Source organism: Reyranella sp. (assembly GCF_017305915.1).
In the GTDB taxonomy this organism is placed as follows: Bacteria; Pseudomonadota; Alphaproteobacteria; order Reyranellales; family Reyranellaceae; genus Reyranella.
On record NZ_JAFKJN010000011.1, the window covers coordinates 98,478 to 112,453 of the forward strand.

General features: G+C 66.9%; 14 protein-coding genes. 13 read left to right on the forward strand and 1 reads right to left on the reverse strand.

Annotated elements, in window-relative coordinates; genetic code table 11:
* Window positions 1-879 (forward strand): alpha/beta hydrolase, encoded by an 879-nt coding sequence (locus J0J01_RS09535; protein ID WP_296380041.1) that lies wholly within the window; start codon window positions 1-3, stop codon window positions 877-879.
* 43 nt (window positions 880-922) lie between these two features.
* Here the strand turns inward: J0J01_RS09535 and J0J01_RS09540 are convergent, their stop codons facing one another.
* On the reverse strand, window positions 923-1,429 hold the full coding sequence (locus J0J01_RS09540; RefSeq protein ID WP_365736488.1) for a MaoC family dehydratase: 507 nt from the start codon (window positions 1,427-1,429) through the stop codon (window positions 923-925).
* A gap of 44 nt (window positions 1,430-1,473) precedes the next feature.
* Here J0J01_RS09540 and J0J01_RS09545 point away from each other — a divergent pair, with 44 nt between their 5' ends.
* From J0J01_RS09545 to J0J01_RS09600, 12 genes are all read left to right on the forward strand, one after another.
* Window positions 1,474-2,451 (forward strand): NADPH:quinone oxidoreductase family protein, encoded by a 978-nt coding sequence (locus J0J01_RS09545; protein ID WP_296380043.1) that lies wholly within the window; start codon window positions 1,474-1,476, stop codon window positions 2,449-2,451.
* Window position 2,452: 1 nt separating this feature from the next.
* Window positions 2,453-3,439, forward strand: a complete 987-nt coding sequence (locus J0J01_RS09550; protein WP_296380044.1) for a tripartite tricarboxylate transporter substrate binding protein — start codon at window positions 2,453-2,455, stop codon at window positions 3,437-3,439.
* An 11-nt stretch (window positions 3,440-3,450) separates the two neighbouring features.
* Window positions 3,451-4,206, forward strand: coding sequence for an SDR family NAD(P)-dependent oxidoreductase (locus tag J0J01_RS09555; protein ID WP_296380045.1), 756 nt, complete (start codon window positions 3,451-3,453; stop codon window positions 4,204-4,206).
* A 9-nt stretch (window positions 4,207-4,215) separates the two neighbouring features.
* Window positions 4,216-5,310 carry a M14 family metallopeptidase gene (locus J0J01_RS09560; RefSeq protein ID WP_296380046.1) on the forward strand — a complete coding sequence of 365 codons (1,095 nt, stop codon included), beginning with the start codon at window positions 4,216-4,218 and terminating at the stop codon, window positions 5,308-5,310.
* A gap of 63 nt (window positions 5,311-5,373) precedes the next feature.
* Window positions 5,374-7,308: a hypothetical protein gene (locus tag J0J01_RS09565; protein ID WP_296380047.1), complete on the forward strand. Its 1,935-nt coding sequence runs from the start codon at window positions 5,374-5,376 to the stop codon at window positions 7,306-7,308.
* A gap of 169 nt (window positions 7,309-7,477) precedes the next feature.
* Window positions 7,478-7,948 (forward strand): carbon monoxide dehydrogenase subunit G, encoded by a 471-nt coding sequence (locus tag J0J01_RS09570; protein ID WP_296380048.1) that lies wholly within the window; start codon window positions 7,478-7,480, stop codon window positions 7,946-7,948.
* Window positions 7,948-8,073: a hypothetical protein gene (locus tag J0J01_RS09575; RefSeq protein WP_296380049.1), complete on the forward strand. Its 126-nt coding sequence runs from the start codon at window positions 7,948-7,950 to the stop codon at window positions 8,071-8,073. Before J0J01_RS09570 ends, J0J01_RS09575 begins: the two co-directional genes overlap by 1 nt.
* A gap of 122 nt (window positions 8,074-8,195) precedes the next feature.
* Window positions 8,196-8,681 (forward strand): (2Fe-2S)-binding protein, encoded by a 486-nt coding sequence (locus J0J01_RS09580; protein WP_296380050.1) that lies wholly within the window; start codon window positions 8,196-8,198, stop codon window positions 8,679-8,681.
* A 4-nt stretch (window positions 8,682-8,685) separates the two neighbouring features.
* Window positions 8,686-11,055 carry a xanthine dehydrogenase family protein molybdopterin-binding subunit gene (locus J0J01_RS09585; protein ID WP_296380051.1) on the forward strand — a complete coding sequence of 790 codons (2,370 nt, stop codon included), beginning with the start codon at window positions 8,686-8,688 and terminating at the stop codon, window positions 11,053-11,055.
* A gap of 1 nt (window position 11,056) precedes the next feature.
* On the forward strand, window positions 11,057-11,854 hold the full coding sequence (locus tag J0J01_RS09590) for a xanthine dehydrogenase family protein subunit M (protein ID WP_296380052.1): 798 nt from the start codon (window positions 11,057-11,059) through the stop codon (window positions 11,852-11,854).
* Between the two features lie 71 nt (window positions 11,855-11,925).
* Entirely contained in the window at window positions 11,926-12,567 is a 642-nt protein-coding gene (pcp, locus tag J0J01_RS09595; RefSeq protein WP_296380053.1) for a pyroglutamyl-peptidase I, read from the forward strand.
* A 124-nt stretch (window positions 12,568-12,691) separates the two neighbouring features.
* Window positions 12,692-13,780, forward strand: a complete 1,089-nt coding sequence (locus J0J01_RS09600) for a mandelate racemase/muconate lactonizing enzyme family protein (protein ID WP_296380054.1) — start codon at window positions 12,692-12,694, stop codon at window positions 13,778-13,780.
* Window positions 13,781-13,976: the final 196 nt, after the last annotated feature.

Here is a 13,976-nt window from a genome sequence, read left to right on the forward strand (position 1 = left end):
ATGGACAGGAGGAGTGCGCTCGCCGCCGCCGCCACCACCGCGCTGGTCGGGGTGGCGGCGGCAAAGGCCGAGAGCAAGGGCACGGCGAGCGGCGGCCGGCCGTCGTTCGTCGAGACCGACGACGGCGCCAGCCTGTTCCACCTCGACTGGGGCACCGGCAAGCCGGTGGTCTTCTGCCACCCCTGGGCCCTCACGGCCGACATCTGGGAGTACCAGCTCACGGAGCTGGTCGACCACGGCCTGCGCTGCGTCGCCTATGATCGGCGCGGCCACGGGCGGTCGAGCGATCCCGGTCGCGGCTACGACTACGACCGGCTGGCCGACGACCTGGCCGCGGTCATCGAGCGGCTCGATCTGCGCGACGTCACGCTGGCCGGCTACTCGATGGGCAACGGTGAGGCGGTCCGCTATCTGTCGCGGCACGGCAGCAGCCGGATCGCGCGGCTGGTGATGGTGAGCACGGTCCCGCCGCAATCCGGCGGCAACTTCGACGCCTTCATTGCCGCCCTGAAGCAGGATCGCCCGACGTTCTTCACCAAGGGCGTCACGGCCTTCACCGGCGGCCATCCGGCGGTTTCGCCGGCGATGACCGAGTGGGTGATCGCGCAGTTCATGCGGTCCTCTCCGAAGGCCGTCATCGACTGCATGCGCGCCATCTCGCGCGGCAACTTCGAGGCCGAGCTGCGCGCCGTCAAAGTGCCGACGCTGGTCGTCCATGGCGACAAGGATCAGGTCAATCCGCTGGAGAGGACCGGAAAGAAGGTCGCCGAGCTCATCCCGAACGCGACGCTCAAGGTCTACGAAGAGGGCCCGCACGGCCTCGCCGTCACGCACCGCGACCGCCTGGCGCGTGACATTTTGGCGTTCGCCCGAGCCTGATTCATTTGGACCGCGGACCTCCAGGTCCGCGGTCCGAAAGACGTCAAACCTTCGGCCGCTTGCGCATCAGCGCCTGGCGCTTGCATTCGGCGACGATCTCGCCGCGCTGGTTGGTGGCGGTGTGATTGAACTCGACGATGCCCGCGTCGGGCCGCGACTTGCTTTCGCGCACGCTCAGTACGGTGGTGCGTACCCTCAGTGTGTCGCCATGGAACACCGGCTTGGGAAACCTGACGTCGGTCATGCCGAGATTGGCGATGGTCGTGCCGATCGTGGTGTCGTTCACGGTGATGCCGATCATCAGCCCCAGCGTGAACAGGCTGTTGACGATGCGCTGGCCGAACTCGGTCTTCTTGGCGAATTCCTCGTCGAGATGCAGCGGCTGCACGTTCATGGTCAGCGAGCTATAGAGCACGTTGTCCATCTCGGTCACGGTGCGCGTCCAGGCATGGTCGAAGCTGCGTCCGACCGTGAATTCCTCGTAATAAAGGCCCGCCATCTTCCTCCTCGCGAAAGCCAGCCGTTCTAGCACGGATGGACGCTTTTCCATGGTCATCGTATCAAGGAGGCCACGGATCGAAACGGGAGCGAACGATGCGCGCCATGATGAGCGAAACGCCGGGCGGGCCGGAAAGCCTCAAGCTGATGGAGATGCCGTCCCAGCCGCTGGGCAAGGGCCAGGTGCGGATCGCTGTGAGAGCTGCGGGCGTCAACTTCCCCGACACGCTGATCATCGCCGACAAGTACCAGTTCAAGCCGCCGCGTCCCTTCGCGCCCGGCCATGAGGTCGCCGGCGACATCACCGAGATCGGCGCGGGGGTCGGCGAGTACAAGGTCGGCCAGCGCGCGATCGGCATGATCGGCCATGGCGGCTACGCCAGCGAGGTCGTGGCCGATCAGGGCCAGCTCCTGCCGATGCCGGACAACATGAGCTACGAGGATGGTGCTGCCTTCACAATGACCTACGGCACGTCCTATTACGCGCTGAAGCAGCGGAGCTCCTACAAGCCGGGCGAGACCCTGCTGGTGACCGGCGCCTCGGGCGGCGTCGGCCTGACTGCGGTCGAGCTCGGCGCGCTGATGGGCCTGAAGGTGATTGCCGCCGTCGGCTCCGACGAGAAGATGGAAGTCTGCCGCAAGTACGGCGCCACCATGTTCGTGAACTACTCGAAGGAGAAGATGCGCGACAAGGTGAAGGAGCTGACCGGCGGCAACGGCGCGGACATCATCTACGACGCCGTCGGCGGCGACGCCTTCGACGAATCGGTCCGCTGCATCGCCTGGTACGGCCGCCTGCTGGTGGTGGGCTTTGCCGCCGGCCGCATCCCGTCGCTGCCGGCCAACCTCGCGCTGCTCAAGAGCTGCGACGTGCGCGGCGTGTTCTACGGCGCCTGGCGCGGGCGCGAGCCGGTCGAGGCGCGCAAGAACTTCGACGAGATGCTGGCCTGGTATGCGCAAGGGCGGCTGAAGCCGCACATTTCCATGCGCTTCCCGCTGGAGAAGGGGCCGGACGCGATGAACGCGCTGCTCTCGCGCAAGGCGACGGGCAAGGTCGTCCTCACCATCGCCTGACATGAGGCCGATTGCGTCGAGGATCTCCCGGCGATGCCTGACTGCCGGGCTCGGCGCCGCGCTGCTGCCCGCGGCAGCGCGGGCCGACGATTTCCCGACGCATCCGCTGACGCTGGTCGTGCCGTTCGCGGCCGGCGGCTCGATCGACGTGCTGGCGCGTCTGATCGGCGACCAGGCCGGGCGGGCGCTCGGTCAGAACGTGGTGATCGACAATCGCGGCGGCGCGGCCGGCCTGATCGGCGCCGCCTCGGTCGCCCGCGCCGAGCCCGACGGCTACACCCTGCTGATGGCCTCGGCGGCGCAGGTCACCATCCCGCCCTGGATCAACCGGTCGCTCAGCTTCGATCCGCCGCGCGATCTTGCGCCGGTCGCGCATCTTGTCGACACGCCGATGGCGCTGGTCGTCTCGGTGAGATCGGAGGTGAAGAGCGTCGACGATTTCGTCCGCGACGCCCGCGGTCATCGCGGCGGGCTGAACTATGCCTCGACCGGCGTCGGTACGATCTCGCACCTGGTGATGGAATCGCTGAAGCTCGCGGCTGATATCGATATCGTGCACGTGCCGTATCGCGGTGCTGCGCCGGCGCTCAACGATTTGTGGGCGGGCAGGGTGCAGGGCATGTTCACCAGCACTGCGTCCGCTGCTCCCATGATCGGCTCGGGCAAGCTGCGGCCGCTCGCGGTAACCACGCCGGCGCGCTCGGCCCTGCTGCCCAATGTGCCGACCATGGCCGAGGCTGGCTGGCCGACCGCCGAGGTCGCCGTATGGGCCGGCGTCATGGCGCCCGCCGGCATGGCGCGCACGACGGTGCGGACGCTCGAACGCGCCTTCATCGAGGCGGCGCTCTCGCCGGAAGTGCGCGAGCGGCTGGTCAAGCTCGGCGCCGATCCCGTCGGCCGTGGCGCCAAGGCGTTCTCGGCCGTTCTGGAGAAAGATCTTGCCCTGTGGCAGCGCGTGGCGCTGGCCTCGGGCGTCAAAGTCGAATGAAGGAGGAAGCGATGGGCAGGCTCAACGGCAAGATCGCCATCGTCACCGGCGCCGCCTCGGGCATCGGCCAGGCCTCGGCCAAGCTGTTCGCCGACGAGGGCGCGCAGGTGCTGGCGGTCGATCGGCCGGAATCGGCACTCTCCACGGCGCATGCCGGCACCAACGCGATCGCGACCTGCGCCGTCGACATCACCGGCGACGATGCGCCGAAGAGGATCGTCCGCACGGCGCTGGAGAAATTCGGCGCGCTCGACATCCTGTTCAACAATGCCGGCGTCAGCGGCCGCGCCTTCGTCGAGGAGATGACCGACGAGCAGTGGGACCGGGTCAACGGCGTCAATGTGCGCGCCATGTTCCGGCTGTGCCGCGAGGCGATTCCGGCGCTCAAGGCGCGAGCGAGGGAGAAGGGCAGGGCACGGATCGTCAACACCGCCTCGGTGATGGCGTTCGACACCGACTATGGGCTGGCGGCCTACTGCGCCTCCAAGGCGGGCGTCGGCGGGCTGACCCGGACGCTGGCGCTCGAGCTCGGCAAGTTCAACATCACCGCCAATTATGTCTGCCCGGGCGCGATCTATACCGGCATGACGCGGACCAACTTCGACAATCCGGAAATTCGCGCGGTATGGGAGAAGAAAGCGGCCTTGCGCCGGCTGGGCCAGCCCATCGATATTGCCCGCGGCGCGCTGCTGCTCGCGTCCGACGAGGCCGACTTCATCACCGGTCACGAGCTGGTGGTGGATGGCGGCCTGACCCTGCGTACCTAGGATTGCCCTATGTCCAACATTCATTCCTTCGCCGCCGACTACAGCGAGGCGCGCGAGAAGTTCCTGTCGGCCGCCCGCATCGCCGGCGCGACGCACCATCGCTACGACAATCCGACCAAGGGCCCGCGCGGCGAGGCCCTGTCGACCGACGTGGCGCGGCTCGGACCGGAGGATGCCTCCAAGATCGTCATGACGATCTCCAGCACCCACGGCGTCGAGGGCTATTGCGGCTCGGGCTTCCAGGTCGACTGGCTGACCAGCGTCGGCGCGGCCGGCCTGCCCAAGGACACCGCCGCGGTCATGGTGCATGCGATCAACCCCTACGGCTTTGCCTGGACACGGCGGGTGACGGAGGAGGGCAACGACCTCAACCGCAACTATGTCGACCATTCCAAGCCCTATCCGGTGAACGAGGGCTATCTCGACATCGCCGACCATCTCATCCCGAAGGATCTCGGCGAGGCCACGATCAAGGCCTGCGAGGCCAAGCTCGCCGAGTACCGCAAGAAGGTGGGCGACATCGCCTATTTCCGCGCCGTGTCGGGCGGCCAGTACAGCCATGCCGACAGCATGTTCTTCGGCGGCGGCGGCGCAAGTTGGTCGAACCGCACCCTGCATGCGATCGCCGACAAGTTCCTCAAGGGCCGCAGCGACGTCGCGGTGATCGACTTCCATACCGGCCTCGGGCCGTACGGCTACGGCGAGCCGATCACCCACTATGACATCGACACGCCGGCCTCGCGCCGGGTGCGTGCTTTCTGGGGCGAATCGGTGACCGAATCCAAGCGCGGCCAGACCGCGTCGCAGGCGCGCGACGGGCTCGGACACTACGGCCTGCTGCGCGTCCTGCCGGAGCCCGAGACCCGGCTCACCATGTGCACGCTGGAATACGGCACTTTCGACCGCGAGAGCGGGCAGCGGGCGTTCCGCGCCGACCATTGGCTGCACAAATACGGCGATCCGCTGGGCAAGGAGGCCGGGCCGATCCGGGCCGCGATGCGGCGCCAGTTCTACCCGGACACCGACGACTGGAAGGAAGCCGTGCTGTTCCGCGGCCATCAGGTCGTGCGCCAGGCGATCGCCGGGGTTCAGAGAACCCTGTAAGGCACTGGGGACAATCGACAAAAAGCCGTACGGCATGGGGACGTTCCTGCTACAAGGAGCCCCATGCGGGTCCTGATGGCGCTGATCGCGTTCGCGGTGGTGACGGCGCTCAATCTCCTTTGGTGGTGGTGGCCGAACCGGCCGGTCGAAATCGCGGGATGGACCTCGGCGCCGCTGCAGAGCGTTTCCTTCGCGCCTTATCGGCCGGGCCAGAGCCCGCTTTCCCGGACCTTTCCGACGCCCGACCAGATCGAGCAGGACCTCAAGCGCCTGCAAGGGAAGGTCCAGGCGGTGCGCACCTATTCGGCCGGCGAGAACCTCGAGACGGTGCCGCAGCGCGCCGGCAAGTACGGGCTCAAGGTCTGGCACGGCGCCTGGCTGAACGACAACGACAAGGAGAACCTCGAGCAGATCAGCCTGCTGATCGATCACGCCAACCGCTATGCCGGCACGGTCGAGCGGGTGATCGTCGGCAACGAGGTGCTGCTGCGCAAGGACCTCACCGCCAACCAGTTGCGCGGCTACATCCGGCTGGTGAAGAGCCGGGTCAAGCAGCCGGTGACCTACGCCGACGTCTGGGAGTTCTGGCTGCGCAATCCGCAGCTCGCCGACGAGGTCGACTTCATTACCATCCACCTGCTGCCCTACTGGGAGGACGAGCCGATCGGCCTCGACCGCCGCGAGGCCGACGGGCAGCTCCGCATCGAGAAGCACATCGTCGACATCTATCGCAGGGTGCAGGCGCGCTTTCCCGGCAAGAAGATCGTGATCGGCGAGACCGGCTGGCCGAGCGACGGCCGCATGCGCGCCGACGCGCGGCCGGGCCGGGTCGAGCAGGTGCGCTACTTCTCGATCTTCCGCCAGATCGCCGATCGCGAGCACTTCGACTACAACGTCGTCGAGGCCTTCGACCAGTACTGGAAGTCGCGGCAGGAGGGCACGGTCGGCGGCACCTGGGGCCTGCTCGACGCCGAGCGCAACGACAAGTTCGAGCTCGGCAAGCCGGTCACGGCCGAGCCGCGCTGGCGCGTGCTGTTCGCGCTGTCGACCATGGGCTCGGCCCTGATCGTGCTCGCCTTCGCGAGCTGGCGCCGCAAGCCGCCGGCGCGGTCGATCGCGATCTTCACCGTCTTCACCCAGCTCGTGATGACGGCTTACGTGCAGTCGGTCTGGATTGACCTGACACGCACCTTCTATGTCGAGCGTATGCTGGGCGTCGTCTTCTGGGCGCTGCTGCTCGGCGCCTTCAGCTACGCGCTGCTGCGCGGCATCGCCGAGAGCCTGATCCGGCGCATGGCCGATCCGTCCTTGTATGGCGCGCGGGTGCGCGAGGCCTGGCAGGCCTGGCGCGAGCTGCCGCGGTTCCGCATCGTGCGCCGCGTCGACCTGATGCTGCAGATGCTCTACCTGGCGCTGACGCTGCTCTGCATCTTCTACCTGATCGTCATCACCATCGACTGGTACGACGGCGTCATCCGCCTGAGCGAGACCTTCTACCGCCAGATCGCGATCGACGGGCGCTACCGCGACTTCCCGATGTGGAGCTTCGTCATCCCGAGCCTCGTGCTGATGGCCTGGAAGATCCTGACCGTGCTGCGCAAGGAGAAGGTGCCGCGGTACGAGCGCCTCATGAAGGCGCTCTCGTTCGGCCGGCTGCTGGGCTACGACGGCACCGCAGGCTACGTGCGCATGAACAAGTCGTTCAGCCGGGTGCGGCCGATCCTGCCGGAGATCGCGCTGGCGGGCATGCTGATCCTGTGGGCGATCGCGCTGGTGGTCACCGAGGGTGCGATCAAGCTCTTCGACGGCGGCGCCGGCGGCTTCGTGGCGGCCGATGGCGGCCGCTGGGTGATCCGCACCCTGTTCTGGAATACGCAGGCCAACTGGTTCGCCTTCATGTCGATCCTGATGGCCATTCCGTATCTCGCGACGATCTACGTTTCCTTGCGCGAACCGCTGGCGGAACCGCCGCCGGATTCCTATACCAGTAAGTGGTAGGCGGGCAGGCTTCCTCCCCATTCATATGGGGAGGTGGCGCGTAATCCGCGATGGAGGGGTCAGAAGCGACACCGCATGACGCCTCCGACTTTTCGAACTTCGTTCGAAAAGTCGCAGACGGCGCCATCTCCCCATATGAATGGGGAGGAAAAGGAGCAGGAGCAACGAGATGGATATCAAGGGCGAGTACAGGATCGCGGCGCCGCGCGAAAAGGTCTTCGCGGCGCTGAACGACGCGGAGGTGCTGAAAGCCTGCATCCCGGGCTGCGAATCGCTCGAGAAGCTCTCCGACACCGAGATGACCGCCAAGGTGCGGCTGCGCATCGGCCCGGTCAGCGCGGCGTTCAGCGGCAAGGTCACCTTGTCCGATATCGATCCGCCCAACGGCTACAAGATCAGCGGCGAGGGGCAGGGCGGCGTCGCCGGCTTCGCCAAGGGCGGCGCCTCGGTGCGGCTCACCGACGATGCGGGAACGACGGTGCTCGCCTACGACGTCGACGCGCAGGTCGGCGGCAAGATCGCCCAGGTAGGGGCCCGATTGATCCAGGGCACCGCCAGGAAACTGGCCGATCAGTTCTTCGGCAAGTTCGCCGAAAGCGTCGGTGCGCCGCCGCTGGCTGCTGCGGCCGAACCCGCCTGATGGTGATGCCCCACGATCCGCCGCCGCCGGTCCCGCAGGATGCGGTGCAGCGCGGCATGAAGCACTGGACGATGATCGGCGTCGGTGCCGTGATCCTGATCCTGGTCTTCTTGGTCAGCCGATAGGCGTGGCGTTATCCTTAATCCGCAATTCGCTTGACCGGCGCGGGACCGTCTTGCGAGAGTCCGACAACGCCCGGGGTGGACGCGTTTGCGCGCCACAACCAACGCTGTGAGGGAGAAGATTGATGACCATCAATGTTGCCATGACCGTCAATGGCAAGGCGGCGTCCGGCAAGGTCGAGGCCCGCACGCTGTTGGTCCAGTTCCTGCGCGAGCATCTCGGGCTGACCGGCACCCATGTCGGCTGCGACACCAGCCAGTGCGGCGCCTGCGTCGTCCATCTCGACGGCAAGTCGATCAAGTCGTGCACCATCCTCGCGGTCCAGGCCGAGGGCGGCAAGGTGACGACGATCGAGGGCTTGGCCGAGAGCGCCGAGAAGCTGCATCCGATGCAGGAGGCGTTCCGCGAGAACCATGCGCTGCAGTGCGGCTTCTGCACGCCGGGCATGGTGATGAGCGCGATCGACATGGTGAAGCGCCACAACTACCAGCTCGACGAGGCGACCGTGCGCCGCGAGCTCGAAGGCAACCTCTGCCGCTGCACCGGCTACCACAACATCGTGAAGGCAATTCTGGCCGCCGCGCCAGCAATGAAGTCTGCAGGAGTGTGACGCCATGACCGCCGAGACCGGAATCGGCGCGCGGGTGAAGCGGAAGGAAGACCAGCGCTTCCTCACCGGCACCGGCCGCTATGTCGATGATCTGCCGCTCGCCCGAGCGACCTACGCGTATTTCCTGCGTTCACCGCATGCCCACGCGAAGATCAAGAGCATCGACACCGGAGCGGCGAAGGCCATGCCGGGCGTGGTCGAGATCTTCACCGGCAAGGACACCGCCGACGCCAAGGTCGGCGGCCTGATCTGCGGCTGGGTGGTGAAGGGCAAGGACGGCCAGCCGCACAAGGCGCCGCCGCACCCGGTGATGGCGCTCGATACCGTCCGCTATGTCGGCGACACGGTGGCGATGGTGGTGGCCAACAGCGCCGACGAGGCGCGCGATGCAGCCGAAGCGATCAAGGTCGATTACGAGGTCAAGCCCGCCAACGTCGATCTCGCCAAGGCGTTCGACAAGGGCACGCCCGAGGTTCACGCCGAGGCGCCGGGCAACCTGATCTACGACTGGGAGATCGGCGTGAAGGCCGATGTCGATGCGGCGTTCGCCAAGGCAGCGCACGTCACCAAGCTCGACCTCGTCAACAACCGCCTGATCCCCAACGCCATGGAGCCGCGCGCCGCGGCGGCGGAGTACGACAAGGGAACCGGCAACTACACGCTGTGGTCGACGTCGCAGAATCCGCACGTGCTGCGTCTGATCCTGTCGGCCTTCGTGCTCGGCATTCCCGAGCACAAGCTGCGCGTGATCGCGCCCGACGTGGGCGGCGGCTTCGGCAGCAAGATCTTCTGCTACAACGAAGAGACCATGGTCACCTGGGCGGCATCCCGCGTCGGTCGGCCGATCAAGTGGACGGCCGAGCGAGCTGAGTCGTTCATGACCGATGCGCACGGTCGCGACCACGTCACCCATGCCGAGCTGGCGCTCGACAAGGACGGCAAGTTCCTGGGCCTCAAGGTCGACACTATCGCCAACATGGGCGCGTACCTGTCGACCTTCTCGACCGCGGTGCCGACCTATCTCTACGCGACGCTGCTGGCCGGCCAGTACACGACGCCGGTGATCCACGCCAACGTGCGGGCGGCGCTGACGCACACTGCGCCGGTCGATGCCTATCGCGGCGCCGGCCGCCCCGAGGCGACCTTCGTGATCGAGAGCATCGTCAGCAAGGCCGCGGCCGAGCTGAAGATGGATCCGGCCGAGCTGCGCCGGAAGAACTTCATCCCGGCGGATGCCTTCCCGTACCAGACGCCGGTGGCGCTGCAGTACGATTCGGGCAACTACCCGCCGATCATCGACGAAGCGATGAAGATGGCCGACTACAAGGGCTTCGAATCGCGGCGGGCCGAGGCCAAGTCGCGTGGCAAGCTGCGCGGCATCGGCTTCTCGTCCTACATCGAGGCCTGCGGCCTGGGACCGTCCCGCGTCATCGGCCAGCTCGGTGGCGGCGTCGGCCAGTGGGAATCGGCGCAGATCAAGTTCAACCCGACGGGCAACGTCCAGATCCTGACCGGCGCGCACAGCCACGGCCAGAGCCACGAGACGACCTTCGCCCAGCTCGTGTCGGACAAGCTCGGCGTGCCGATCGAGAACGTCGAGGTCGTGCACGGCGACACCGCGACCACGCCGTTCGGTATGGGCAGCTACGGCAGCCGCTCGCTCGCGGTCGGCGGCTCGGCGATCATGAAGGCGGCCGACAAGGTGATCGCCAAGGGCAAGAAGATCGCCGCCCATCTGATGGAAGCCGACGTGGCCGACGTCGTGTTCGAGCAGGGCACCTTCAAGGTCGCCGGCACCGACAAGAACGTGCCGCTGGGTGCGGCGGTGTTCGCAGCCTACGTGCCGCACAACTATCCGCTGGAAGAGCTCGAGCCCGGCATGGACGAGAACGCCTTCTACGATCCGTCCAACTTCGTCTATCCGGCCGGCACGCAGATCTGCGAGGTCGAGGTCGATCCCGAGACCGGCGTGGTCGAGGTCGTCAACCACACGGCGGTCGACGACTTCGGCAACATCATCAATCCGATGATCGTCGAGGGCCAGGTCCATGGCGGCATCGTCCAGGGCGTCGGCCAGGCGCTGATGGAGAACGCGGTCTACGACAAGGAGACGGGGCAGCTCGTGAGCGGCTCGTACATGGACTACACCATGCCGCGCGCCGACGACGTGCCGTCCTTCAAGCTCGGCAACAAGGTCACGCCTTGCCCGCACAATCCGCTGGGCGTGAAGGGATGCGGCGAGGCCGGGGCGATCGCCGCACCGGCTGCCGTGATGAATGCCGTCCATGACGCGCTGGCGCCGCTCGGCGTCACGCATGTGCCGATGCCTGCGACGCCGCAAACGGTGTGGCAGGCCATCCACGGAGGAAAGTGAGATGTACGATTTCGCCTATCACCGCCCCAAGACGATGGCCGAAGCGACCGCCGCGCTGAAGGGCAAGCCCGAGGCGCGGCCGATGTCGGGCGGCATGACCCTGATCCCGACCCTGAAGCAGCGGCTGGCCAAGCCGTCCGACGTGGTCGACCTCAACGGAATCAAGGAACTCGCCGGCATCAAGGTCGACGGCTCGGGCGTCACCGTCGGCGCGATGACTCGCCATGCCGACGTCGCCTCCTCGGCCGACGTCAAGGGCGCGATCCCGGCGCTGGCCGATCTCGCGGGCCATATCGGCGATCCGGCGGTGCGCAACCGCGGCACCATGGGCGGCTCGGTCGCCAACAACGATCCGGCGGCCGACTATCCGGCGGCGGTGCTCGGCCTCGACGCCACCGTCACCACCACCAGCCGCACGATCAAGGCCGACGATTTCTTCAAGGGCCTGTTCGAGACGGCGCTCGAGGACGGCGAGCTGATCACCTCGATCACCTTCCCGAAGGCGGAGAAGGCGGGCTACATGAAGTTCCCCAACCCGGCGTCGCGCTACGCCATGGTCGGCGTGTTCGTCGCCAAGACCGCGGGCGGCGTGCGCGTCGCGGTCACCGGCGCGGGCCCCTGCGTGTTCCGCGTCAAGGCGATGGAGGATGCGCTGGCCAGGAACTTCTCGGCCGACGCGATCAAGGACATCAAGGTCCCGGCCGACGGCCTCAATAGCGACATCCACGGCAGCGCCGAATACCGCGCGCACCTGGTCACCGTGATGGCGCGCCGCGCCGTCGACCAGGCCAACAAGTAGCCGCCGCGTCGCGGACCGGCTAAAGTCGAAGGGCGCCCCGGAAAGGGCGCCCTTTTTCTTTATGGATGGGCATGAAAGCGCTGGTCACCGGTTTCGATCCCTTCGGCGGCGACAAGGTCAATCCGTCGGGTCTCGCCATCGGCCGGCTGAAGCGCCGCCTGGCGGGGCTGTCGATCCATACCGTCCAGTTGCCGACCTCCTACGCGCGATCGCCGATCGTGCTGCGCGCGGCGATCCACGAGGCGCAGCCCGACATCGTGCTGGGCGTCGGGCAGGCGGGCGGACGCACCGAGCTCTGCCTCGAGCGGGTGGCGATCAACGTCCAGGACGCGCGCATCAAGGACAACGACAGCAAGCAGCCGATCGACCGGCCGGTCGTGCGCGACGGGCCGGCGGCCTATTTCTCGACCCTGCCGATCAAGGCCTGCGTCGCCGAGCTGCGCAAGGCGGGGCTGCCCGCCGCGGTCTCCAACACCGCCGGCACCTTCGTCTGCAACCACATCTTCTACGCCACCATGGACATGGCCGAGCAGCACCGCATGGGCTTCCGCGGCGGCTTCCTGCACATCCCCTACCTGCCCGAGCAGGCCGCACGCGTCGGCACCGCGCCGTCGATGAGCCTCGACGACATCGTGCGCGGCATCGAGATCGTGCTGACCGTCAGCGCCGCCCGACAAACCGACTTGCACACCGTCGAAGGCCGGATTTCGTAGCCCCGTCGTCCCGAGCGGAGCGAAGCGAAGTCGAGGGACCTCTTTTTTCGCTCCATCAACAAAACAGGTCCCTCCACTACGCCTCGCTTCGCGAGGCTTCGGTCGGGACGACGGAGGGGGCACCATGGCGAAGCTGAAATCGATCGACGCCCAGCACTTCCGTATCCCGCTCGACACGCCAGCCTCTGACTCGACCCACGGCGTCATGACCTCGTTCGAGCTGATCACTGCCATCGTCACCGATGCCGACGGGCAGGAGGGGGTCGGCTACACCTACACCACCGGCCACAATGGCGGCGCGATCCATCATCTGCTGGCCAAGGAAATCCCTGGCATCGTCGCCGATGCCGACTGCGAGCTGATCGAGGCGGTCTGGCAGAAGGTCTGGTGGGCGCTGCATTACGGCGGCCGTGGCGGCGCAGTCGTGCTGGCGCTGTCGGCGCTCGACATGGCGCTGTGGGACCTCAAGGCGAAGCGGGCCAAGCTGCCGCTCTACCGCCTGCTGGGCGGCCACGACGACCGCGTGCCGTGCTATGCGGGCGGCATCGACCTCGATCTCTCGGTCAAGGACCTGCTCGAGCAGACCGACGGAAATCTTGCGAAGGGCTTCCGCGCCATCAAGACCAAGGTCGGCCGCGACCTGCTGCACGAGGACGTCGAGCGGATCGGCGCCATGCGCAAGCATCTCGGCGCCGGCTTCCCGCTGATGGTCGATGCCAACATGAAATGGTCGGCCGACGAGGCGATCCGCCGGGCGCGAGCGCTGCGCGACTTCGATCTCGTCTGGCTGGAGGAGCCGACCATCCCCGACGATGTCGCGGGACACGCACGAATCCTGCGCGACGGCGGGCTGCCGGTGGCGACCGGCGAGAACTTCCGCACGCTGTGGGAGTTCCAGCAGATGATCTCGGCCGGCGGCGTCAGCTATCCCGAGCCCGACGTCACCAATTGCGGCGGCATCACCGTTTTCATGAAGGTCGCGCACCTCGCGGAGGCGTTCAACCTGCCGGTCACCTCGCACGGCGCCCACGACGTGACGGTGCATCTGCTCGCCGCCTGCCCGAACCGCAGCTTCCTCGAGACGCACGGCTTCGGCATCAACAGCTACATCGCCAATCCGATGCGGATCGAGGAGGGCAAGGCGGTCGCGCCGGAGCGGCCCGGCCACGGCGTCGCCTTCGACTGGAAGAAGCTGGCGAGCGTCCGGGCGTAAAGCCTGTGGATAAGCTTGCGCGCGCGAGACTCATTATGGGCAATGGAACGCGACTCTCGGCCTGATTTTCAGGGCGAAAAATCGAGGCCAATGCCCAAAATAGGAGTCTGCTCCGGTTGCGTGCAGAGTCGCGCGCATGATCGCGTTTCTCTGCCCATACCCGTTCGTTGCGAGGCTTCCAGCCAAAATGATGGGG

What these genes read in the sequence shown, in the direction of transcription:
- J0J01_RS09585 (WP_296380051.1), top strand. Translation starts at nt 8,686, where the DNA reads ATGACCGCCGAGACCGGAATCGGCGCGCGGGTGAAGCGGAAGGAAGAC.
- J0J01_RS09600 (WP_296380054.1), top strand. Translation starts at nt 12,692, where the DNA reads ATGGCGAAGCTGAAATCGATCGACGCCCAGCACTTCCGTATCCCGCTC.
- J0J01_RS09535 (WP_296380041.1), top strand. Translation starts at nt 1, where the DNA reads ATGGACAGGAGGAGTGCGCTCGCCGCCGCCGCCACCACCGCGCTGGTC.
- pcp (WP_296380053.1), top strand. Translation starts at nt 11,926, where the DNA reads ATGAAAGCGCTGGTCACCGGTTTCGATCCCTTCGGCGGCGACAAGGTC.
- J0J01_RS09570 (WP_296380048.1), top strand. Translation starts at nt 7,478, where the DNA reads ATGGATATCAAGGGCGAGTACAGGATCGCGGCGCCGCGCGAAAAGGTC.
- J0J01_RS09580 (WP_296380050.1), top strand. Translation starts at nt 8,196, where the DNA reads ATGACCATCAATGTTGCCATGACCGTCAATGGCAAGGCGGCGTCCGGC.
- J0J01_RS09550 (WP_296380044.1), top strand. Translation starts at nt 2,453, where the DNA reads ATGAGGCCGATTGCGTCGAGGATCTCCCGGCGATGCCTGACTGCCGGG.
- J0J01_RS09555 (WP_296380045.1), top strand. Translation starts at nt 3,451, where the DNA reads ATGGGCAGGCTCAACGGCAAGATCGCCATCGTCACCGGCGCCGCCTCG.
- J0J01_RS09575 (WP_296380049.1), top strand. Translation starts at nt 7,948, where the DNA reads ATGGTGATGCCCCACGATCCGCCGCCGCCGGTCCCGCAGGATGCGGTG.
- J0J01_RS09590 (WP_296380052.1), top strand. Translation starts at nt 11,057, where the DNA reads ATGTACGATTTCGCCTATCACCGCCCCAAGACGATGGCCGAAGCGACC.
- J0J01_RS09540 (WP_365736488.1), bottom strand. Translation starts at nt 1,429, where the DNA reads ATGGAAAAGCGTCCATCCGTGCTAGAACGGCTGGCTTTCGCGAGGAGG.
- J0J01_RS09565 (WP_296380047.1), top strand. Translation starts at nt 5,374, where the DNA reads ATGCGGGTCCTGATGGCGCTGATCGCGTTCGCGGTGGTGACGGCGCTC.
- J0J01_RS09545 (WP_296380043.1), top strand. Translation starts at nt 1,474, where the DNA reads ATGCGCGCCATGATGAGCGAAACGCCGGGCGGGCCGGAAAGCCTCAAG.
- J0J01_RS09560 (WP_296380046.1), top strand. Translation starts at nt 4,216, where the DNA reads ATGTCCAACATTCATTCCTTCGCCGCCGACTACAGCGAGGCGCGCGAG.